Consider the following 22,717-nt stretch of genomic DNA (forward strand, 5'->3'; position numbering starts at 1 on the left):
AATACATTGTTCTTTTAGATTGTTACTAAGGAAGTGAATTGGAAATGGATAATAATAAAGTTGTGAAGCCAGAATTATTGGCACCAGCAGGGAGTCTAGAAAAATTAAAAATAGCATTTCAATATGGGGCAGATGCAGTATACTTTGGAGGAAAGGCATTTTCTTTAAGAGCTGGAGCTCAAAATTTTTCTTTTGAAGAGATTAAAGAAGGAGCAGAGTTTGCTCATAAATTAGGGAAAAAATTATATTGTACAATAAATGTAATGCCAAGAAGTAATGAGTTGGACAAGTTAAAAGGCTTTTTAAATGAACTTGAAGAGGCAAAGGTTGATGCTGTTTTAGTATCAGACTTAGGTGTTTTTTCTTTAGTTAAAGAGCATAGTAATTTACCAATACATATAAGTACACAAGCGAATACTGTAAATTATGCTGCTTGTAACATGTGGCACTCTATGGGAGCAGAAAGAGTTGTTTTAGGTAGAGAATGTTCCTTAGAGGAAATAAAAAGAATAAGAGCCAATATACCAGCAGAATTAGAACTTGAAGTATTTGTACATGGAGCTATGTGCATTTCATATTCAGGAAGGTGCTTACTTTCAAGCTATATGACTGGAAGAGATTCTAATAGAGGAGCTTGTGCTCAATCATGTAGATGGAAATATTCATTAGTGGAAGAGAAAAGAGATGGAGAATATTATCCAATAGAAGAGGACGAAAATGGAACATACATAATGAATTCAAAGGACTTATGTATGATAGAATATATACCAGAACTTATGACAGCAGGAATTTCATCTCTTAAAATAGAAGGCCGTAATAAGAGTGAATACTATGTAGCTATAGTAGTAAATGCTTATAGAAAAGCTATAGACTTATACTTTGAAGACCCAGAAAACTATAAGCTTCCAGAAGTTTTAAGAGAAGAAATGTTTAAGGTTAGCCATAGAGTATATCATACAGGATTCTTCTTTAATGAACCAAATGCAGAGTCAATGATATATGATACAAATAATCACGTTAGAGAGTATGATGTTGTGGCAATAGTTCAGTCTTATGATAAGGAAACAGGAATAGCAACATGTAGACAAAGAAATAAATTTGTTAAGGGAGATAAAATAGAAATATTATCACCTAGTAAGTTTGATAATGAATTTGTAGCTGAAGAATTATATAATGAAAAAGGAGAACCTATAGAAAGTTGTCCTCATCCAGGAATGATATTTAAAATAAAAGTTCCTGTAGAATTAGAAGAAAATAGTTTTTTAAGAAAAGAGCTTTAAAAGATTTATAGTGGTTGTACAAGTGAATATAGTCTATTAAAAAGCAGAGGATGTATCGAATTACAGATATATCCTCTGCCTTTTATCTAGCTATATAGGTTCACCATTTGTGATCATTCACTATTTAGATAGTCTCTTACAGTAGATTTTGTTTATAGTTAACCACTATGGCTTTGAAGAACATTATTTGAAGGATATATAGAAAATAAAAGATTATTTAAATTGTCATTAGAAATTTTAAATTCTAATAAATTATTTTCCTTTATTTTTATGTTAGGTTTAGAAGTCTTTAGTGAAGTGAATGGGGAAAATTTCATAGATTTCGCATTATTAAGAGCTATTTTGTATGTTCCAGGAGTAAGATTAGTAAATTCAAAATAGCCATTTATAAAAAGAGTAGAGGTTGTTAAAGTAGAATCTACGATTTCATTGGATTCATTTAATAGACTTAGGGAAAGATTATTTATTCCATCTAAATTAGAGTAGGTTGGATAATTATAAGGGTTGTACAATGCCATACCACAAACTTTAAAAGTCCTAATTAAGCCAATATAAATTGTTATGTTTTCATTATCATTAAATATTTTATCACTTAATAGAGTGTTACTATTAATAGAAGAGTAGGCCCCTTTTTCTATTAATTTATAATTTTTTGATATATTGGGTTTTACAAAATAATTTCCTAAATCTATATGATCAAAAGTAAAAAAGCCATTAGTATCACTTTTGGTTGTTTTTATAGGTGTATTAAAATTATTTTCGCTATATAATTCTATAGTTATATTGTTAAAGGATTCATTTTTATTATGGGAATGTGGAGACCAAATAATACCTTTAATAGGTTTTGGGATAATAGTTTCTTTTTCTTCTTTAAATATATTGGTACTTTTACTAATATTAAAATCTTCTTCAAAGTTTTCTTGAATTTCATGCTCTTCAGGGTTATGAGAAATAGATGAGTTGCTAGAGCAGAAGGTAAGAGGAAACTCAGAAGAGGAATCAGTATTAAAATTATCATCAAAATTTATTAAACTCATAAAATTTCTCCTAAAATATATTTATATAATAATGGGGCCTATAATAGCCCCATTATTGTGGTGTAAAATGTTATTAACGCTCACATTCAAAGTCAACTTCAAATAATAAAGAAAGACAACAAATAAAATTGCATGGTATATCAAAAAATTTACCACCTTTACATTCGTCGCGTGTGGAAAGAACAAGTTCGTATTCTCCTTCAGAGAAAATAAAATCATGGAAAGAGTCAGGATCTTTACAATCTATAGTTTTAATAAGCTCCTTACAATCTTTTTTATATACCAATATAACGAAATCTTTTGGTATACAACAATCTACTAATTTAAGTTTTAGACTATGTGGAATACATAATCTGTCAGATACAGAATGAACTTTTTTAGATTTATCACCAGGACATTTGCTGACTCCATCATTACCGAAGCAAAGGATAATGCCTAGATTTGAGCCTTTTTCTAGTTCACAACAATTAGGATCACAGTGGTATTTTTTTGAGCAATCATTTTCATCACTTACATGGAAACATTTTTTACACCATAACTTAATTTTTCCTCTTACGGAAATATCAAGCTTAAAAGACACAGGATCACATTTTGGGTCCTTTACTTTAATTTCATCATCAAATTTGATTTTAGCCTTACATTTATCGTAGTGTAATTCTTCTACTTTATCTGAGAATGTACTCATTTTTTATCTCCTTAGTATTTAAATTTATATATAGTAAATTATATTACAAAAATTAGTTAAATGTTACCAAAAAAATATACAATATGTATTTGTTGGGGAGTAAAATTGTTTTTACTAAACTTTTAAAAAAGGTAAGTAGAAGAATTTTAGATCATATTACCTATTCAAATATAAAAGGATTATCTTTAAAATGGAGTTTACTCCACTTTAAGATAATCCTTTTTAGTTTATCTGACTGAATTAAGTCTATGTTTATTTTTTATAAGTTAGTATATCAGTTTCTCCAGCTTTAGCATCAATTCCAACTATAGGAGATATTGATTTTACAGAATCAACATTAGTTATTAAAACAGGAGTTACTAATGAAATACCTTTACTTTCAATAAATTCTCTATTTAATTTAACTATTGGAGTACCAGCTTTTACTTTTTGACCTTCCTCTGCAAGGCGTTCAAAGCCTTCGCCATTTAGGGTAACTGTGTCAAGGCCAATATGAATTAGCAATTCAACACCATTATCTGTTGTAATAGAAAAAGCATGATTAGTCTTGAATATTAAAGTTAAAGTTCCATCACAAGGGGCTACTACTATATTACCAGTAGAATCTATTGCAAGCCCATCTCCAGCCATTTTTTCAGCGAAAACAGGATCATTTACTTTTGATAAGTCTATAGTTTTTCCTTCTATTGGGGAAACTAATTTTAAATCTTTTTTTAAAAATCCAAACATAATACTATCCTAAATTATTTATAATAATTAGGAAATTCACATCCTTTCAAATTTAAATTTTACCCTTAAATCTATTAAACTTTAAATTCTAAATAAATTTTATTGATGAAATATAAAAAGGCATAAGTAACCTATAAGGGAAACTTATGCCTGATTTAACAGTAACATGTTAATTTAAGTTTAATGGAACTTATGGATAATGTCAATTAATAAATTATTATGATAATTTTAATAAAAAAAGAATAAAACAGTGATAAATAAATTTAAAATAAGTAAGTTAATATATTTCTTGTAAAAGAAATATGAAATACTTTACATTATTTTAACTAAGTAAGTATTGATTATATTTTCTTTATATGGTAATATTTGATTACAGTTTTGGATTGTTACTGATAAGCAGGCAATACCTAAAATATTATCCTAGTTTCCTAGGGTGTATTTTAGGTATTTATTTTTTATTAAGGATTAAGGAGCTAATAATATGAAAATAGAAAAAATTTTAAATAATAATGTTATTTTATCTATAGATCCCAAAACTAAAAAAGAAGTTATATTAATGGGGTGTGGCATAGCCTTTGGAAAAAAAGTTGGTGAAGTTGCTGACAAGGAAAAGGCAGAAAAGACTTTTGTAATAGATGATAAACAAATAGGAGATAAAATTAAAAATTTAATAGGACAAATCCCAAATGGAATTTTTCAGTTAGCTCAGGAAATAATAGTACATTCAGAAAAAGTTCTAAATAAAAAATTAGACAAGCAAATATATATTTCATTAGCAGACCATATAGCTTTTGCAATTAAAAGATATAAAACAGGGATTGAAATAAAAAATACACTATTACATGAAATAAGAATGGTTCATCCTGAAGAATTTAAAATTGGTCAGTGGGCTTTAGAGCATATAAATAAGAGAGTAAAAATAGATTTACCTGTAGATGAAGCTGGATTTATAGCTTTACATTTAGTTAATGCATCTTATAAATATAATATTTCAGAAGGTCAAAATATAATTGCTATAACTAGCGAAGTCTTAGAAATTATAAAAGATTATTTTAAAGTTGAATTTTGTGAGGATGATATAAATTATAATAGATTATTAACCCATTTAAAATTTTTTGCTAAAAGGGTAACATCACAGAGTAAGATGGAGAGTTCTGAAAGTAGTTTTATATCTTTAATAAAAGTAAGTTATAAGAAATCATATAGATGTTCATTAGTTATAAAAAAAGCTATAAAAGAAAAATTTAACTATGAAGTAAGTGATGATGAAGTAGTTTATTTGACTATGCATATTGAGAGAGTAATAACAGCTAAAAATAAATAATTATCTTAGGATTGTAACTTTTATATAAGGCAAGACTTAAGTTTACTAAAAAATTAGTTTAATATTTTAGACTAGTTTAATAAGTAAATTTAAGTCTTTTTTTATAGAAAATATAAGGTGAAGAATTTATGTTTAGAGATAGGCTATTTATAAAGGATATACTTATAAAAAATAAATTATACAAAATGATTTATTTTTTATGGGAATATTACAAAGAATTACCATAAAAATTTATTTATTTAGGGGGACTTTATATATGATGCAATTTTTACAACGTATTGGTAAAGCAGTAATGCTTCCAATAGCAGCTCTTCCAATAGCAGGTATTATGCTAGGGGTTGGTGGAGCATTATTAGGAATTAGTGGGTTAGCAGATCCACCTGCAATTTATCAACCATTAATAGCATTCGTAAATATACCTTTTATGACTGCGTTACTTACAGTAATGAAAAATATAGGTGATGTAATTTTTGGAAATTTACCATTATTATTTGCTGTAGGAGTTGCTGTTGGATTAGCTAAGAAAGATAAGGGCACAGCAGCTTTAGCTTCTGTATTTGGTTTTTTAGTAATGAATCAAGTTATTTCTACATTATTAGGATTAGGGGTTACTAAGTTAGGTGTATTAACTCCTGATAATGTTGGAAATTATGGAACTTATGTTACTACTTCTTTAGGTATCTTTACTCTTAATATGTCTGTATTTGGAGGGATAATCACAGGTATTGTAACAGCTTTTTTACACAACAAATTTCACACAATACAATTACCAGCTATTATAGGATTCTTCTCTGGTAGTAGATTTGTACCTATAATAACAGCAGTTGTTATGGCCTTTGTTGGTTGTATTTTAGCTTTTGTTTATCCTTTTGTTCAAGATGGTATAAGTGTAATAGCTGAGTTAGTTAGAACTTCTGGATCAATTGGAACATTTTTCTATGGGTTAATAGAAAGAGCACTTATTCCTTTTGGTTTACATCATATTTTCTATACACCTTTCTGGTATAGTTCCTTTGTTGAAGGACAAGTTTTAGTTGATGCAACTACTCAAACTTTCCAAACAGTTGCTGGAGCAAATACAGCTTATTTTGCTCAATTATCTCATATGTCTGAATTAGTTAATGCTAGTCCTGCTGTTATGGGTGAGATTGTTAGCGGAACAACTAGATTCATGGCTGGAAAGTTTCCTTTTATGATGTTTGGACTTCCAGCAGCAGCCTTAGCAATGCTTAAAGCTGCTCATCCAAGTAAAAAGAAATTAGTAGGGTCTTTATTAATATCTGCTGCATTTACTTCAATGTTAACAGGTATAACTGAACCTTTAGAATTTACATTCTTATTTGTTGCCCCTGTTCTTTATGGAGTACACTGTATACTTGCTGGGTTATCTTTCATGTTAATGGATATCTTTAATGTATTTGTAGGTATGACATTCTCAGGTGGATTAATAGACTTTACTTTATTTGGATTATTACCTGCTGGTGCAGGGGTTGCAACTAACTGGTTAGTAATTATTTTAGTTGGTCTTGCTTATGCTGTTGGTTACTATTTCTTATTCTTATTCTTAATCAAGAAATTTAACCTAAAAACTCCTGGAAGAGATGAAAATGAAGAAGAAACTAAATTATACACAAAAGCTGATTTCAAAGAGTCTAAATCAGGTGAAAATGAAACTAAGAAAAAAGGTTCTAATGAAATATCTGAAAATGCACCTTTAGTTATAGCTGCATTAGGTGGAGGATCTAATATAGTAAGTGTTGATGCTTGTATCACAAGACTAAGAGTTGAGGTTGTTGATAAATCTAAAGTAGATAAAGATGTTTTTAAAGATTTAGGAGCTTCTGGTGTTGTTGAAGTTGGTAATGGAGTTCAAGTTATTTTTGGAGCTAAAGCAGATGCGTATAAAAATGAATTAAATGATATGTTAGAATTTAATTAATTAATATGGAGAAGGATGGTATTAAAAATAGTACTATCTTTTTCTTTTACTTTTCTACCAGTTATTCTTTTATTTAGTTTACTTATTATTAAATATATGGGGTGATATAACAAAAAAGATATGTTTATCTAATAGCTAGAGGCTGTAATACTCCTATTCCCTATAAGTAGGAAATAAACAGCCTCACGCTTCTAGATAAGGAGCCTAAGCATTGAGAGGGAGTCAAAACTCCACCTGAATTAAGTCTACGTTTATAGTGAGATAAAGTGAATTTAATAACAGATATACTCCTTTTTTAAATGACTGTGTTTATAAGTAAAAATATAGAATAAAAATAAAAAAATTAATTTAATAAAGGAACTTTTGTAATTAATTGGAATATAATTAAGTATAATCTCTTTGCACTGCATATAAATCTACAGTACAAACTGATCAGGCCGTAAATTTTGTTGAAATTTATGGAGCCGGGCCTTTGGGCAACAGGGAATTATACCTGTGGGACAGTATATTGTTCTATGGGTATTTTTTTATACTTTTAGAGCAATAGCTGAAACAAGATGAAGAATGCATTGCCATAGAGTGATCAAAAAAAGCTATTTCTATGATATATAGAAAGCAAATTGGAGGTATACTTTATGACAATTAAAGAACAAAAAAATGAGAAATTTGGATTAACAACAAAAGAAGCAGAAGAAAGACAAAAGATTTATGGGAAAAATAAGTTGATTGAGGAAAGAAAAGAAAGTTTTTTTAGGAAAATAATAGATGTTTTAAAAGAACCTATGTTTTTATTACTAATAGGTGCAGCTATTATTTACTTTGTTCTTGGGGAACCTAGAGATGGTTTTATAATGCTCATATTTGTTGTTGGAATTATCGCCATTGATGTTATTCAAGAATGGAAAACTGACAAAACATTAAAGGCTTTAAAAAACTTATCTGAACCTCAAGTTACGGTAATTAGAGACAAAAGAGAACAAGTAATAAATAGTGAAGATTTAGTTCCTGGGGATATTATGATAATTTCAGAAGGAGATAGAATAGCTGCTGATGGTAAAGTAATAAAGTGCAGCGATTTAGCTGTTAATGAATCATTATTAACAGGAGAATCAGAGGTTGTTTGGAAAACTACTTATTTCAGAGGTGGTAGTAAGGACTATTGGAAAAGAAATTGTTGTTATGCTGGAAGTGTAGTAACACAGGGAGCAGGAGCAATATTAGTAGATAAAATAGGTAGTGAAACTGAATATGGAAAAATAGGAGCTAGTATAATTGAAGCACCAGAAATTAAAACTCCAATGGAAAGGGAAACTAGAAAAATAGTTAAGGTTTGTACAATAATTGCATTAGTTCTTTTCTTCTTGGTATGTGTTATAACTTATATTAATATGCCTACCTATGATTTTAATGAGAGAATTATAAGTAGTATTTTATCTGGTATAACATTAGCAATGGCAATGATCCCAGAAGAGTTTCCTGTTATATTAACAGTATTTTTATCCATGGGAGCCTTTAGACTAGCTAAGAAAAATTCTTTAGTTAGAAAGTTACCATCAATTGAAACCTTAGGAGCTGTATCTGTACTTTGTGTTGATAAGACAGGAACAATAACCATGAATAAAATGGACATAAATGAGATTTGGACATTTAAGAATAAAAAAGAAATACTTATAGAAACTATGGGACTTGCTTGTGAGTATGAACCTTATGACCCTATGGAACAGGGAATGCTTCGTTATTGTAAAAAAGAAGGTTTTCCTGAGAAAAAAATTTTTAATGGAAAACTTTTAAAAGAATATCCTTTTACTAGTGAAAGTAAAATAATGGGACATCTTTGGGAAAGAAATGGTGAGGAAGTAATTGTATCAAAAGGTTCACCAGAAAAGATTATTAGTATAAGTAATTTAGATGATAATGAAAAAAAGGTTATAGAAGAAGAAATTTATAAAATGTCATCTAAGGGTTTAAGAGTCATAGCCATAGGGAAAAAAGTTCTTAAAGAAAAAGAATTCCCAAATTCTTTAGAAGAAATTAAGTTAGATTTTATTGGACTTGTTGGACTTTTAGATCCTCCAAGAGAAGGAATTAAAGAGGATATTGAAAGTTGTGTAAGGGCAGGAGTAAAGGTTGTTATGATTACAGGGGATAATGGAGTAACAGCTAGTTCAATAGGAAGAAAAATTGGTATGAAAAATACTGGCGAAGTAATAACTGGTAATGATTTAGATAAAATGACAGACAGTGAACTTAGGGAAAAGGTGAAAAATGTTAGTATTTTTTCTAGAGTACTTCCAAAGCAAAAAATGCGTATAGTACAAGCTTTTAGAGATAATGGAGATATTGTTGCAATGACAGGTGATGGTGTTAATGATGTAGTAGCATTAAAATATGCAGATATAGGAATTGCTATGGGAGAAAGAGGCTCTGATGTATGTAGAGAAGCTGCTGATTTAATATTATTAGATGATAACTTTTCAACTATAGTAGACACCATAAGCGACGGTAGAAGAATATATGATAATATTAAAAAGGCAATGGGATATATTTTCACAATTCATATTCCTATAGCTTGTGCTTCATTACTTGCACCTTTGCTTGGTATTGGAGGAGCAATGATTTTCTTATTACCACTTCATGTGGTTTTATTAGAGATTTTAATAGACCCAACCTGTTCAGTGGTTTTAGAAAGACAACCAGCAGAGGATGATATAATGGAAAGGTTACCTAGAAATCCTAAGGAGGGTATAATAAATAGAAAGCTCCTAGTTAAAAGCGTAATTCAAGGAATTGTCTTATTCATAGCTTCCTTTGGAGCATATTATGTATCATTGAAAATCAATTCAAATTCTGCAGAAGTATCTAGGTCAATAGGATTGGCTATAATAATGTTATCAAATTTATTGCTAGTTCAAGTAAATAGCTCACAAAATGATTTTGTTTATCATTCTATTAAGAAATTAAGAAAAGACCCTATTATGTGGTTAATATCTTTGGGAACTATTATTGGAATAGCTATAATTTTATATAGTCCATTAGCTGGAATATTAGGACTTGCAGCACTTTCAATGAAACAGCTAATTATAGTTGTTCTTATATCTTTTGTATCAATTATGTGGTACGAGGTTGTTAAATTAATAAATAAGTTGAGATTTAAGGAAAGTAAAGCATCATAAATATTCTAACTGAATTAAGTCTCAGTTTGTCTGATGACTAGTGTTTATAATATTACAAGCTTCTATAAGTGCAATGATTATAGCTTATGGCTTTAGTTATTGCACTTAAGTTTGTAAAAGTTGGATTAGTGTGTTACAATAATTGGGCAATTATAAAATTAAAAATGTAATTAAGTTAAAGGTCAGAGTTAAGTCTTAACTAGGGCTTTTTTTTATAGATTTAGAGGAGAGATCAAGATGAATAATGTAAGCGAAAGATTTAATTATAGTAATGCACAAAAAACAAATAAAAATTTTATGTATAAGGATTTTAGAAGAAGTAATTGTTATAACTGTGATTTTTCTGGGTCAAATTTTAATTTTGCAAGTTTTAGAGGAGCGCACTTTAAATCTTGTGATTTTTTTGATGGAATATTTGAATCAACAGAATTTATAGGAACAAACCTTAAGAAAAGTAAATTTAAAAATGCTATATTAAGTAATGTTATATTTGAAGGTGCTAATTTATCAGGAGTAGATTTTAGAGGAGCTCAATTTAAAAATGTAATCTTTTTAGATACAGACCTATCAAAAGCATTAAATTTAAACTTAAATGATTCTGAGATAAGAATATTTGAAGAAATGCCAACTGTAGAAATAAGTGATGGTTTAAAAGATGTAATTGAAAAGGCATTAACTAATGAAAAAATAAAAAAGTCTAGAGTTTTAGATACTAAAGAAGGAAATATAAATCCAATGAGTATAATGAGACTTTTAGAAGTGTTTAGCGATTATGAATTAAGAAAAGGACTTAATTTATTAGCAGAAAAATTAGACCATGATTTTTGTACATTAAGTTATATAGTAAATGCTATAAGAGCATATATAAGAGAAGAATTAATTTAAGAATTTTTATAAAAATTACAGGGATGTATCTACAATGTTAGTGCATCCCCTTATTTTTATTTTGAATTATTACTTTTGTAATTTTCGCCCCAATTTGCCATTGAATCAAGAATTGGTTTAAGGCTATATCCAGTTTCAGTTAGTGTATATTCTACTTTTGGAGGAACCTGTGCATAGACCTTTCTAGTTAATAATCCATTAGCTTCCATAGCTCTTAAATTTGAGGTTAAAACCTTTTGAGTGATTGAACCTATAGATTTTTTTAATTCTCCAAATCTTTTAGTACCATCCATTAAATCTCTTAATATTAAAACCTTCCATCTATCACCTATAAGTTGAAGGGTAACTTCAACAGGACATGGAGGTAAAGTTTTTTCCATTTAAATCAACTTCCTTTCTTAATAGTATCTTAAAGGATACTATAGCACTTTTAAGTGCTTACTATACAATAGTATGTATAAGATTTATTATAATAGCAGAGAAAAAAGTTTTCAATAAAAGCTTAAAAATAAAGAAAGTATGAAGGAGAATTAATTATGAAAGAGATAGTGAAATTTTTAAATGACAATGATGTTCAATATTTAGCAACTATAGGGTTAGATGGAAAACCAAAAGTAAGACCTTTTCAATTTATGATGGAAGAAGAGGGGAAATTATATTTTTGTACAAATAATCAAAAGGATGTTTATGCAGAAATAAAGAAAACACCTTATATTGAAGTGACAATATCAAATCCTAAGTTTCAATGGGTTAGATTAAGTGGAGAGCCTATATTTATAAGTGACATGGATATAAAAAGAAAGGTTATAAATTCAAGCGAACTTGTAAAGAGTATATATAAAACAGAAGTAAATCCAATATTTGAGGTGTTTTATATAGGAAATGGTAAGGCAACACTTGCAGACTTTTCAGGAAATCCTCCAAAGGAATATAATTTATAATAAATAAGATAAAGGAGTATTAAAAAAAGGAATGTGATTCCTATTTTTAATACTCCTTGCATTATAAGAATAATTTAGAATATACATTAAATTTTTATCTCATAACCTAGTGTTTGTAATATTTCAATGACCTATAAGACTAAGATAAAGAAACATAGGTTAATTATTGAATATTAGCTTTTCTTTCATTTATAGTAAATCCAATTTTTTCTTCTATATTTCTTAAAATCTTTTCATCTTTAGGAGCTACAAACATACAAGTATATCCTTCTTCACCAGCACGACCAGTTCTTCCTATACGGTGAATATATATTTCAGCACTTTCAGCAATATCATAGTTGTATATATGAGTTACTCCTGTTACATCAAGTCCTCTAGCTGCAACGTCAGTAGCAATTAAATATTGAATATCAGCATTTCTAAAAGATTTTATTATTCTTTCTCTCTTATTTTGAGGTACATCACTATGTATTTTTGCACAGTTGAAACCTTTTTGATGTAAAGCAATTTCTAAAACATCAGCTCTTCTTTTAGTCCTACAGAAGATTATAGCCATGAAAGGATTATCTTCCTTCAAAACAGTGCAAAGGGTATCTTGTTTCCATCTATCACTTGAAAATACTACTTCTTGTTTAATTTTATCAACTGTAGGTGTTTCATCTTTAATATCAACAAATACAGGATCGTTCATATATCTATAAGCTAATTTTTTTACTTGTGAGTCCATTGTTGCAGAGAAACAAAGTGTTTGACGTTTCTTAGGAACTGCTTTCATTATTTCATCTATTTCATTTTTAAAACCCATTAAAAGCATTTGGTCAGCTTCATCTATAACAAGTGCCTTTAGATTTTTTAAATTTATAGAGCCTCTTTTTATATGGTCTATTAATCTACCAGGTGTGGCAATTATTATGTGGATATTGTTCTTTAATTTTTTTAGTTGTGAACCAATATCTTTTCCACCGTAAGCAGCTAGTATATTAAGTTCATCATTATAATTAAGTTTATTGGCTTCTTCAGTTATTTGAATAGCAAGTTCTCTAGTAGGAGCTATAATCAAAAGCTGAGTATTGCTATTTTTTGAGTTTATGTTTTGTATAAGAGGAATTAAAAAGGCCAAAGTTTTACCGGTACCTGTTTTAGCTTCACCTATAAAATCCTTTCCAGATAATATGTAGGGAATGGCTTCTTCTTGAATTGCTGTTGGAGTTTTTATACCATGTTTATTTAATAGAGAAATTAAGTTTTTATTTATATTTAAATCACTAAAATTCATAATAGTAAACCCTTTCTTAGTATGTATTTAGGGAATTTTTTTAATAAATTCCTTTATAGTTAATTAAAAAATTGTCCACTAATAATAGCATTTAATTTAGAAACAGTCAAATTTAAGAAATTAAAATATTACTAAATTTTTTCTAAATTAGTATAGGAATAAGTAAAATTTTTAGAGGCTATTTTGTATAGTGATAAACTTAAATTTTCAAGGTAATAAGTACATGCAGTAAAAAGAAAATGAGGAATGATAGCTATCAGTAAATTAATATTAAGTTACAAATAAGATACAATTTTTTTTTAGGATAATAAATATTCTTTTTAAAAACATATATTGAAATGGAAGGTTAATTTAAAACGTAATTTTTATCTGATAGCTAGAGGCTGTAATACTCTTACTTTTATAAATAGGAGATAAACAGATTCACGTTTCTAGATACCGACCACTAAGCATTCAGATGGAATCAAAATTCCATCATTAAGTCTACATTTATTTTAAATAAAGTTAAAAAATCAATTATAGCCTTATAGGGAGAATTAATTATGAGATATAAAAGGGGCAAAAAAATATGAAAAGTATAGGGAAATTTTTATTATTAATAGGATTAGTAACAAGTATTTCAATGATTAATGTAGGATGTACAAGGTTTGTTAGTGATGAGGATGAGTCACTTAATGAAGATTTTGGATTTATAAATAAGGAAAGAGATGATGAAAATAAAAAAGAAGAGGAAGAGAAAAAAGAGATAGTAAAAGATAATGATAAAGAATTAAAAGAGGAAGAAGAAACTAAAAATAACATAGAAAATATAGAGTCAAGGAATTGTTTAGGAAGTGCTAGAGCAAGTGGAGTTAGTAAGTATGATGTTGAAAAGATGTTAAAGGGACAATATGAAGGACCTTTAGCTGATGAAAAAATAGTATTTTTAACCTTTGATGATGGTCCAAGTAGGAATACTATAGAAATTTTAAATGTTTTAAAAAAATATAATGTTAATGGAACTTTTTTTGTTTTAGGTAGTGCTGTAAAGAATAATCCAGAGTACTTAAAAGAAATTTTTGAAAGTGGAAATGCTATTGGGAATCATACTTATAATCATAGTTATAAAAAAATATATCCAAATCAAGCAGTGTCTATATCAGATTATATGGAAGAATACAATAAAACGGAGGATGAAATTAGAAAGATTTTGGGAGATGAATTTTCAAGTAATTTAATAAGAATGCCCGGTGGGGAAATGAGCAGAGAATTTTATAACGACCCCAATTTAAGCTCATTTAAAGATAGATTAAAAAGAGAGAATATAGCAAGTATAGATTGGAATGCTTTAAATGGAGATGCAGAGGGAAAAAATTACTCAGTTAATGAATTAGTTGATTATGCTAAAAAATCAGCAGCGGGAAAAAATCATGTAGTGTTATTAATGCATGATACAGAACAAAAGTATTTGACAGTGAGAGCTTTACCTGAAATTATAGAGTACTTTAAAAGCGAGGGATATAGTTTTAAAATAATGATATAATATTAAAAAAATAATACAGTGACTAGTTATAAAAAAATTTTAACTAGATTAAGTTAGGAGTACTCAAGAGTGATTAATAAATTTATTTATGAAACAAAATTAGGAAATATATTAATATGTGATAATGGTAAAGCTATTATAGAATTGAAATTTACAAAGGAAAAGTGTGTTCCACAAATTATGAGAGAAAGTACATTAACTAAAAAAGCTTATAATGAGATAATAGAGTTTTTTGAGGGAAAAAGAAAGGTATTTGACTTTCCAATAGAGCCTTCAGGAACAGAGTTTCAAAAGAAAGTATGGAATGCTTTAAGAGAGATTCCCTATGGAGAAACTAGAAGTTATAAAGATATAGCTATAGCAATAGGAAATGAAAAGGCAGTTAGGGCTGTTGGGGGGGCAAATAATAAAAATCCAGTTCACATAGTAGTTCCATGTCATAGAGTGGTAGGGATAAAAGGTGATTTAGTTGGATATGCTGGGGGAATAGATGTGAAAAAGGAACTTTTAAAGCTTGAAAGTGAAATGAAGATGAAATAATTTATATTATATTGTATAATATTGAGTTGAGTTTAAAAATAGCTTCTAAAATTAGGAAGAGTTAACTTTAGAAGCTATTTTCTAAAATTATATGATGAAAATTTTAATAATAAGATAATGAAACTTAGGATAAGGTGACTATATGGAATTTATTAAGCAAAAGAAAATACTAACTTTATTTAGAGGGTTAGTGGGAGTTATAATTTTATTATTATTAACTTTAGGGTCTAAGGAGTTTTTTGGAACTTTTAGAGTTAGAGTTTTAGAAAAGGCATTAGCTCATCTTTCAATTACATCATTTGTATTTATAGTAGTAATAGGATTTATAGCATTTATACCTATGTGTCTTTATGATTACTTAATAAGTAAAAAATTAAAGTTAGATATTTCTTATAGAAATATATTAAAATATGGATGGATATCAAATGCTGTGAATACTGTAGCTAGTATTGGAGATGCAGTGGAGATAAATCTTAGAACAACATTTTATAAAAATGAAATAAAAGATTCAAATAATCTAGTAAAGGAAATTTCTAGGGTTACTAAATTAAATCCAATTGGCTTATCAATACTTTCTATAATTTATATTATATTTTATTGTAAAAGTATTAATTTATTTACCTTTTCTGGTGTAATTACGATTATAGTAGCCTTATATATTCCAGTGCTTATTATATATAAATTAATTAAGAATAAGAATGACGATAAGGAAGCTTTAGAATATAAATATGTACTATCTGTAAGTATGGTATCTTTTTTAGATTGGCTTTTACCAGTAATATTATTTTTCTTAATATTAAAAGTGTTAGGGATTAATATTTATTTTGGTTATTTCTTTCCTATATACTTACTTTCTATGATATTAGGTGTTATAAGTATGTTACCTGGTGGAGTAGGAGCCTTTGATTTATCCATGTTAGTAGGTCTAATAATTTTAGGTATTCCGAAGGAATATGGAGTATTAGCAGTAGTATTATACAGAATTACTTATTATATAAATCCACTTATAATAGCAGGAATATTATTTTTAGTAGATTTTTGGGCAAATACAAATAAAAAATTAAAAAGTGTCATAGAGACAGTGATAGGGAAAGTAGGAGTAGTATTTCTTAGAGCTTTAGTTCTTATATCTGGAATAGCTTTATTAATTAGTAATGCAGTTCCAGGTTTAGTATATAGATTTAAAGAATTAAAATTTTTAAGTTATGCTACAGAAATGCACTTTTCAAAGGCTTTAGTAATAACTGTAGGCTTTTTACTTATAGTGATGTCTAGTTTATTAAAATATAAAGCAAAAAGTATCCACTATTTAACAGTTGCTTTTTTATTAGTAGGAACTATCTTAACAATAATGAAATCTTTTAACTATATAGCAGCAAGCTATCTTATATTAGTAGCTTTTGCTCTAGCACTTAGTAAAAAAGAATTTTCTAAAGAAAGTTTTGTAATAGGAATAGAAACAATAATATACAATGTAGTAATGATAGGCGGATTTTGGTTAATATATATAGCTGTAGCTTATTTAAGTTTTCCTTTTAATGCCCACGGCTTAAAAAGGATTTTTAGAGCTATACATGTATATAGAAATTTAGTTAGCTTCAGTACTATGGGAATGATAGCTGCTTTAATATTTATTATAATTATGTATTTCATTGGTAAATATAGAAACAAAATAGTTCATAGTACTGTTGATGATAATTTAGATAGAATAAAAGAAATATTAGAAAAATACAATGGAACTTCTCTTACACATTTAGTTTATTTAAAAGATAAGTATGTTTATTTATCAGATAAATATGATGGAATGATACAATATTCAGTTTATTCAGACAAACTTATGGTTCTAGGCAATCCTATAGGAAATCTTGATACTATGAAAGAATTTATAGAAGAATTTTATGATTTTGCAGATAACTTTGGATATATTCCAATATTCTTTGAAGTTAATGGACAAATGCTTGAGGTATTACATGAATTTGGATATGAATTTATGAAGCTAGGAGAATCAGCGGTGGTTGATGTTCAAAGTTTTACTATAGCAGGTCAAAAAATGCAAAAGGTGAGAACTTGTTGTAATAAAATTAATAGAGAAGGATATAGCTTTGAGGTCATTTATGGTCCATTTTCTTCAGGGCTTTTAAATGAAATGAAAGAAATTTCTGATAAGTGGTTAAATGGAAGAAAAGAAATGGGATTTTCAATGGGATTTTTTGATGAAGACTATATAAATGATGGTCCCTTAGGAATAGTTAGAGATAGCGAAGGTGTATTAAAGGCCTTTGTAACAATAATGCCAACCTATGGGGAAAATAAGAGATTTTGTTCAGATTTAATGAGATTTTCTAGGGATACTCCAAGGGGAGTAATGGATTATATGTTTGTTCAGTTGCTAGAATGGGGAAAAGAAAATAATTATGAAACCTTTGATTTTGGAGTAGCACCACTTTCAAATGTAGGTACATCTAAATATTCATTTTTAAGTGAAAGATTAGCCTATCAACTTTATTATTATGGTCAAAGATTTTATTCTTTTGAAGGTCTTAAGAAGTTTAAAGGAAAGTATGCTAATAGTTGGGAACCTAAATTTTTAGCTTATAAAAGTAAATTAAAGCTTCCAATAACATCTTTACAAGCTAATTTAACAGTATCCACATCAAAGAAAAAATAGTAAGAGTGTCCTAAAGGTGGAATTATAATTCCTCTTTAGTGACACTCTTATTTCTTTTATTTTAATATTTAGGGAAAGCAGAAATTATTTTACCATCAGAAGTTAAATACATTTCTATTTTCATACCGTTTTTAGCCTTACCTACATAAATATTACCATGAATATTTTGAGCATTTGAATAAGCTTCATTAATAGAATCTATAACCTTTTGAGGGCTCATAGAATTTGGGAAAAATGTAGAATATCCATTATCATCAGATTTAACTTTTCCATCAATTTCGGCTTTAGCCTTAAATACCCCAAAAGCATTAGGAGCAGATTCTGTTCCAGAAATAATACAACTAGATGAATTTTTTATATTAGCATAATGGAAACCTTCTGCTTTGCCATCTTTTACAGTACCAAAGAAAATATGTTTAATAGCGCTAGGTAAAAAATTACTAGTATTTTTTAAATGGCTTACATCAGATGTAGTATAGACTCCCTTATCATTGCTTGCTCTGTGGTCATGATAATTATCACCTTTGTTAGAATAATTTATAAATGCAAAAACAGCAGCAATTATAATAACAATAATAATTATTAAAAAATTTCTTTTCATTTGTTACTCCTATTTAAAAATATTGTTTATTTTTCAATTATATCAAATAAATATGAGTATTGTTAAGAGATTATTATATGCAAAAATGGAACTTTTAATTCTCTTTTAAATAACTTACTGCTTTTTCTATTCTTGATAAAGCATCTCTTAACATTAATTTAGGACAAGCTATATTTAATCTATGGAAGCCTTCGCCGCCTATTCCAAAGGATGGACCATAGTTAAGGGCTACTTTTCCTACATTTAGTAAGGCTTTTTTTACTTCTAAATCAGTTTTATTTAGTTTTGAAAAATCAAGCCACATTAAGTAAGTACCTTCTGGTTTTTTCACAGATACTTCAGGAACATTTTTGTTTATATAGTCTACAACAAAATCTGCATTGCTTTCTAGATAAATTAAAAGTTGATCAAGCCAATTTTCACAATTTTTATAAGCAGCTTCAGTTGCTACAAGGCTAAATGCATTATTTCTTTTTATATCTATTCGCGTAAAAGCTTTATCTAAAGCATATAAATAGTCTTCATTTGAAGTAATAGCATAGGAGCATTGAAGTCCTGCAATATTAAAACTTTTGCTTGGAGACATACATGTAATTGTTATATTAGATAATTCATCACTTATTGAAGCAAATGGAGTATGCTTATGATTTTTAAAAATTATATCACTATGAATTTCATCAGATATTACAATAACATTATGTTTTAAACATATTTCACCAAGCTTTTCAAGTTCTTCTTTTCTCCAAACTCTTCCTACAGGGTTATGAGGATTGCAAAGTAAAAACATTTTTACATTTCTTATATTATTTTCGATATTTTCATAGTCCATGACATAGTCGCCATTTTCTATTTTTTTTAGAGGACTTACAACAAGTTCTCTATTATTATTTCTAACTACAGAACTAAATGGACTATAAACAGGCTGTTGAATCATAATTTTATCCCCTTCTTTAGTAAGGGAGTCTATAGCTAAACTTATTGTTGGAATTACACCAGGGCTAAATAAAAGCCAATTTTTATTTATAGACCATTGAAATCTTTTTTCTAACCAGTTTTTAATAGAATCATTGTAACTTTCTGGTCGTGTTGTATAACCATAAATTCCTTGTTCTAATCTGTTTTTTAAACTTTCTAAAATTGCAGGTGCAACCTTGAAGTCCATGTCTGCTACCCACATTGGTAATAAATCATTGCTACCGAAGTTTATATCCATTTCAGACCACTTAACTGAAAAATTATCACTTCTATCGATTATTTCAGATAAACAGCCACAGGTCTATAGATAACTTCCACTAAAATTAAATTAGAACTAAAGCTCAGCTAGAACTAAAATTCTATTTGAATTAAGTCTTAGTTTATTCTTATAGTTTCTATTTTAACATTTAAATGCGTTTATATTAAAAGAAAAAAATGTTATTATTATAACAAAGAGATAAATAATCGAAATATGTTGAAAAGGGGAGTGCAAAATGAAAAGTTTAGAAGATAAAATAAGAGAAGAAGGAAGAGTAAGGGAAGGGAACATAATAAAGGTTGATAACTTTTTAAATCACCAAATGGACATAAAGTTTTTAAATGAAATTGGTAAAGAATTTAAAAGAATCTTTGCTGAAGAGAAAATAGACAAGATTTTAACTATAGAAGCATCAGGTATAGGAATTGCTGCAATTGTATCACAATATTTTGATTATGTTCCAGTTGTCTTTGCTAAAAAAGTAGAGAGCTTAAACTTAGATAGTGATTTATATGAAACAAAGGTTATGTCATTTACAAAGAACAAAGAATATACAGTTAGAGTAGGAAAAAGATTCTTAAATGAGGGAGAAAATATATTAATAATAGATGATTTCCTAGCAAAAGGTTGCGCATCTAAAGGATTAATCGAATTAGTGAATATGGCAAAATGTAATTTGGTGGGAATTGGTATTGTAATAGAAAAAGGATTCCAAGAAGGTAGAGAAGTGTTAGAGGCTATGGGAGCTAGAGTTGAATCTTTAGCTATTATAGATTCTATAGAAAATGGAGAAATCAAATTTAGATAAGATAATAAAACTTAATTAAAAATTTTAAAGTTAGTTAAACTATGACAAGATAAAATAAAGGTTCACTTTGTCATAGTTTAATTTTGTAAATTAAATAATAAATATTAATTTTTATAAATAGAAAAAGGTTGTATTGTTAGGAGAAGTGGTTATGAAGGAAATAAATATACAAGATATTGATGGATTTTTATTAGGACATAGTGAAGATATAAAAGCAGGAACAGGATGTACAGTTTTATTAAGTAAAGAAGGAGGAAGTGCTGGAGTTTCAGTAAAAGGAGGGGCACCAGGAACAAGAGAAACAGATTTATTAGAACCTACAGAAATGATAGAAAAGGTACATGCTATTGTTCTTGCAGGAGGTTCAGCTTTTGGTTTAGATGCATCTTCTGGTGTAATGGAGTATTTAGAGGAATGTAATGTTGGATTTGATGTTGGTGTAGGAAAGGTTCCAATCGTATGTTCAGCTGTATTATTTGACTTGCTATGTGGTGATTCAAAGGTGAGACCAAACAAAGAAATGGGTTATAAAGCAGCTAAAAATGCAGAAAGTTATAAGAAAAATATTAATGGAAACATAGGTTGTGGAACAGGAGCAACCATTGGAAAGATGTTAGGACCAGAATATGCAATGAAAGGTGGGTTTGGAAGTTATGCAGTAGAAATTGGAGATTTAAAAGTAGGCGCTATAGTTGGAGTAAATTGTGTTGGTGATGTTATTAATCCTGAAAATGGACAGATAATAGGTGGGGCATTTAATAAAGAAGAGAAAAAATTTTATAATACACAAAAATTTCTTTTTGAAAACTATGATAAATCAATAAAAGCTTTTAAAGGTAATACAACTATAGGTGTTGTAATGTCTAATGCTAAATTTACAAAAGCTGAGAATAAAAGAATTGCTTCAGTATCACATAATGCCTTTGCTAGAACTATAAAACCAGCACATACCATGTTTGATGGAGATACTATTTTTTCTATATCAAGTGGATTAATTGAGGCAGATATTAATTTAGTAGCAGAATTATCAACTTATGCTATGGAAAAAGCAGTTGTTAATGCAATTAATAATGCAGAAACTGCTTATGGCTATATAAGTAAAAAGGAGTTATCTGATAATTAGCGATGATAGATATATATAATTTTGGATCAAGTAAGAGAAGAAATCGGGGAAAGTGAATTTATGAATAGAGTAACTATATCCTTTAGTGGTGGAATTTATGAATTTAATTTTGATGACATAAATAAAACTCTTAAAATAGTAGACAAACTTTTATATGTTGCAAAAAAATAAAATAATATTAGGTTAAAAGTAAAATACAGCTTTCCTTTAGAGATAATTTACTCAAAAGGGAAGCTGTATTATTTAGATTGTGCCTATTTCATATTCAAGATCTAAAAGACCTTTTAAAATTCGATATTTGTATTTATGAAGTAATCCTTTTTTTTCTTCATGATTTTCAGCTTTATTATAGTGTCCAAGCAATGAGTGAATTCTTTTTAAATAGGATTGTAATTCAAGTAAAAAATCTTCATTATGCATAGTAGATTGCTTTAATAAAATTTCTATAGTATCTAAAGATGTGTTTATAAATTCTTCATCATCTTTTACATTAATTTCTTTATTTGCTGAAATTTTTTCAAAAATTTCTGAGGCGTGTGTTTTTATGTTATTTAGTAAATTTTCGTAATATTCTTCTTTAAATTCAACTATTTCTTTCATTAGATATAACCTCCATGTAAAATGTATTTTTTAGTTTTATTAGAGAGATTAATTTAAGTAATAAGTCATAAATTGGGGTTTAATTCAGATAATTTTAATCCTAGTTGAATTTATCTAGGAATTTATATCTGTTTATTTTTAACTTAATTTTATATATATACAATTTTTTGTGCAAATAAAGAGTTATATGAAATTGAAAAATATATATAAGAGTTTCTTAGATAAATTTTGTATAATAATAAAATTTCTATGAATTTTCTTTATTCTATACTTTATTATTTTATATTTATAAATTTGGGTTAATTTTAATAATAAACTTTAAAAATTATTATTATAATAAAAAAATAACATT

20 protein-coding genes and 1 riboswitch are annotated in these 22,717 nt (G+C 27.9%); of the genes, 12 read left to right on the forward strand and 8 right to left on the reverse strand.

The window, feature by feature from the left end:
• The first annotated feature begins 44 nt into the window (after positions 1 to 44).
• Positions 45 to 1,280, forward strand: coding sequence for a peptidase U32 family protein (locus tag ARA19_RS08305; RefSeq protein ID WP_055070509.1), 1,236 nt, complete (start codon positions 45 to 47; stop codon positions 1,278 to 1,280).
• A 158-nt stretch (positions 1,281 to 1,438) separates the two neighbouring features.
• Here ARA19_RS08305 and ARA19_RS08310 read toward each other — a convergent pair whose 3' ends face one another.
• The 3 genes from ARA19_RS08310 to ARA19_RS08320 form a co-directional block, all read right to left on the reverse strand.
• On the reverse strand, positions 1,439 to 2,317 hold the full coding sequence (locus tag ARA19_RS08310) for an MSCRAMM family protein (protein ID WP_055070510.1): 879 nt from the start codon (positions 2,315 to 2,317) through the stop codon (positions 1,439 to 1,441).
• A 73-nt stretch (positions 2,318 to 2,390) separates the two neighbouring features.
• Entirely contained in the window at positions 2,391 to 3,002 is a 612-nt protein-coding gene (locus ARA19_RS08315; protein ID WP_055070511.1) for a hypothetical protein, read from the reverse strand.
• 252 nt (positions 3,003 to 3,254) lie between these two features.
• Positions 3,255 to 3,731, reverse strand: coding sequence for a PTS sugar transporter subunit IIA (locus tag ARA19_RS08320; protein ID WP_055070512.1), 477 nt, complete (start codon positions 3,729 to 3,731; stop codon positions 3,255 to 3,257).
• 481 nt (positions 3,732 to 4,212) lie between these two features.
• Between ARA19_RS08320 and licT the strand changes: the two genes are divergently transcribed.
• The 4 genes from licT (at position 4,213) to ARA19_RS08340 (ending at position 11,052) form a co-directional block, all read left to right on the forward strand.
• Entirely contained in the window at positions 4,213 to 5,055 is an 843-nt protein-coding gene (gene licT, locus ARA19_RS08325) for a BglG family transcription antiterminator LicT (RefSeq protein ID WP_055070513.1), read from the forward strand.
• A gap of 256 nt (positions 5,056 to 5,311) precedes the next feature.
• Positions 5,312 to 6,994 carry a PTS transporter subunit EIIC gene (locus tag ARA19_RS08330; RefSeq protein WP_055070514.1) on the forward strand — a complete coding sequence of 561 codons (1,683 nt, stop codon included), beginning with the start codon at positions 5,312 to 5,314 and terminating at the stop codon, positions 6,992 to 6,994.
• Positions 6,995 to 7,412: 418 nt separating this feature from the next.
• A riboswitch (NiCo riboswitch) is annotated at positions 7,413 to 7,500 on the forward strand.
• Between the two features lie 129 nt (positions 7,501 to 7,629).
• Positions 7,630 to 10,167, forward strand: a complete 2,538-nt coding sequence (locus tag ARA19_RS08335; protein WP_055070515.1) for a cation-translocating P-type ATPase — start codon at positions 7,630 to 7,632, stop codon at positions 10,165 to 10,167.
• Between the two features lie 237 nt (positions 10,168 to 10,404).
• Positions 10,405 to 11,052 (forward strand): pentapeptide repeat-containing protein, encoded by a 648-nt coding sequence (locus ARA19_RS08340; RefSeq protein ID WP_055070516.1) that lies wholly within the window; start codon positions 10,405 to 10,407, stop codon positions 11,050 to 11,052.
• A gap of 56 nt (positions 11,053 to 11,108) precedes the next feature.
• On the opposite strand, the gene ARA19_RS08345 is transcribed toward ARA19_RS08340, so the two are convergent.
• On the reverse strand, positions 11,109 to 11,432 hold the full coding sequence (locus ARA19_RS08345) for a winged helix-turn-helix transcriptional regulator (RefSeq protein WP_055070517.1): 324 nt from the start codon (positions 11,430 to 11,432) through the stop codon (positions 11,109 to 11,111).
• 156 nt (positions 11,433 to 11,588) lie between these two features.
• Here ARA19_RS08345 and ARA19_RS08350 point away from each other — a divergent pair, with 156 nt between their 5' ends.
• Positions 11,589 to 11,993, forward strand: a complete 405-nt coding sequence (locus ARA19_RS08350; protein ID WP_055070518.1) for a pyridoxamine 5'-phosphate oxidase family protein — start codon at positions 11,589 to 11,591, stop codon at positions 11,991 to 11,993.
• Between the two features lie 163 nt (positions 11,994 to 12,156).
• Here ARA19_RS08350 and ARA19_RS08355 read toward each other — a convergent pair whose 3' ends face one another.
• Entirely contained in the window at positions 12,157 to 13,269 is a 1,113-nt protein-coding gene (locus ARA19_RS08355; RefSeq protein WP_055070519.1) for a DEAD/DEAH box helicase, read from the reverse strand.
• Positions 13,270 to 13,837: 568 nt separating this feature from the next.
• On the opposite strand from ARA19_RS08355, the gene ARA19_RS08360 reads away from it, so the two are divergent.
• The 3 genes from ARA19_RS08360 to mprF all read left to right on the forward strand — a co-directional run bounded on the left by ARA19_RS08360 (position 13,838) and on the right by mprF (position 17,999).
• Positions 13,838 to 14,791, forward strand: a complete 954-nt coding sequence (locus ARA19_RS08360) for a polysaccharide deacetylase family protein (protein WP_055070520.1) — start codon at positions 13,838 to 13,840, stop codon at positions 14,789 to 14,791.
• A 69-nt stretch (positions 14,792 to 14,860) separates the two neighbouring features.
• Positions 14,861 to 15,331, forward strand: a complete 471-nt coding sequence (locus tag ARA19_RS08365) for a methylated-DNA--[protein]-cysteine S-methyltransferase (RefSeq protein ID WP_055070521.1) — start codon at positions 14,861 to 14,863, stop codon at positions 15,329 to 15,331.
• A gap of 142 nt (positions 15,332 to 15,473) precedes the next feature.
• Positions 15,474 to 17,999, forward strand: coding sequence for a bifunctional lysylphosphatidylglycerol flippase/synthetase MprF (mprF, locus tag ARA19_RS08370; protein WP_055070522.1), 2,526 nt, complete (start codon positions 15,474 to 15,476; stop codon positions 17,997 to 17,999).
• A gap of 61 nt (positions 18,000 to 18,060) precedes the next feature.
• On the opposite strand, the gene ARA19_RS08375 is transcribed toward mprF, so the two are convergent.
• Positions 18,061 to 18,600 (reverse strand): EndoU domain-containing protein, encoded by a 540-nt coding sequence (locus ARA19_RS08375; protein ID WP_055070523.1) that lies wholly within the window; start codon positions 18,598 to 18,600, stop codon positions 18,061 to 18,063.
• 94 nt (positions 18,601 to 18,694) lie between these two features.
• On the reverse strand, positions 18,695 to 19,855 hold the full coding sequence (locus ARA19_RS08380; RefSeq protein WP_055070524.1) for a MalY/PatB family protein: 1,161 nt from the start codon (positions 19,853 to 19,855) through the stop codon (positions 18,695 to 18,697).
• 214 nt (positions 19,856 to 20,069) lie between these two features.
• On the opposite strand from ARA19_RS08380, the gene ARA19_RS08385 reads away from it, so the two are divergent.
• From ARA19_RS08385 to ARA19_RS17885, 3 genes are all read left to right on the forward strand, one after another.
• Entirely contained in the window at positions 20,070 to 20,642 is a 573-nt protein-coding gene (locus ARA19_RS08385; RefSeq protein WP_055070525.1) for a xanthine phosphoribosyltransferase, read from the forward strand.
• A gap of 151 nt (positions 20,643 to 20,793) precedes the next feature.
• Positions 20,794 to 21,765 (forward strand): P1 family peptidase, encoded by a 972-nt coding sequence (locus tag ARA19_RS08390; protein WP_055070526.1) that lies wholly within the window; start codon positions 20,794 to 20,796, stop codon positions 21,763 to 21,765.
• 21 nt (positions 21,766 to 21,786) lie between these two features.
• Entirely contained in the window at positions 21,787 to 21,936 is a 150-nt protein-coding gene (locus tag ARA19_RS17885) for a nucleotidyl cyclase domain-containing protein (protein ID WP_157452240.1), read from the forward strand.
• A 72-nt stretch (positions 21,937 to 22,008) separates the two neighbouring features.
• Here the strand turns inward: ARA19_RS17885 and ARA19_RS08395 are convergent, their stop codons facing one another.
• Positions 22,009 to 22,365, reverse strand: a complete 357-nt coding sequence (locus ARA19_RS08395) for a hypothetical protein (RefSeq protein ID WP_055070527.1) — start codon at positions 22,363 to 22,365, stop codon at positions 22,009 to 22,011.
• Between the last annotated feature and the right edge of the window lie 352 nt (positions 22,366 to 22,717).

It is taken from the genome of Clostridium massiliamazoniense (assembly GCF_001403635.1).
In the GTDB taxonomy this organism is placed as follows: Bacteria; Bacillota; Clostridia; order Clostridiales; family Clostridiaceae; genus Sarcina; species Sarcina massiliamazoniense.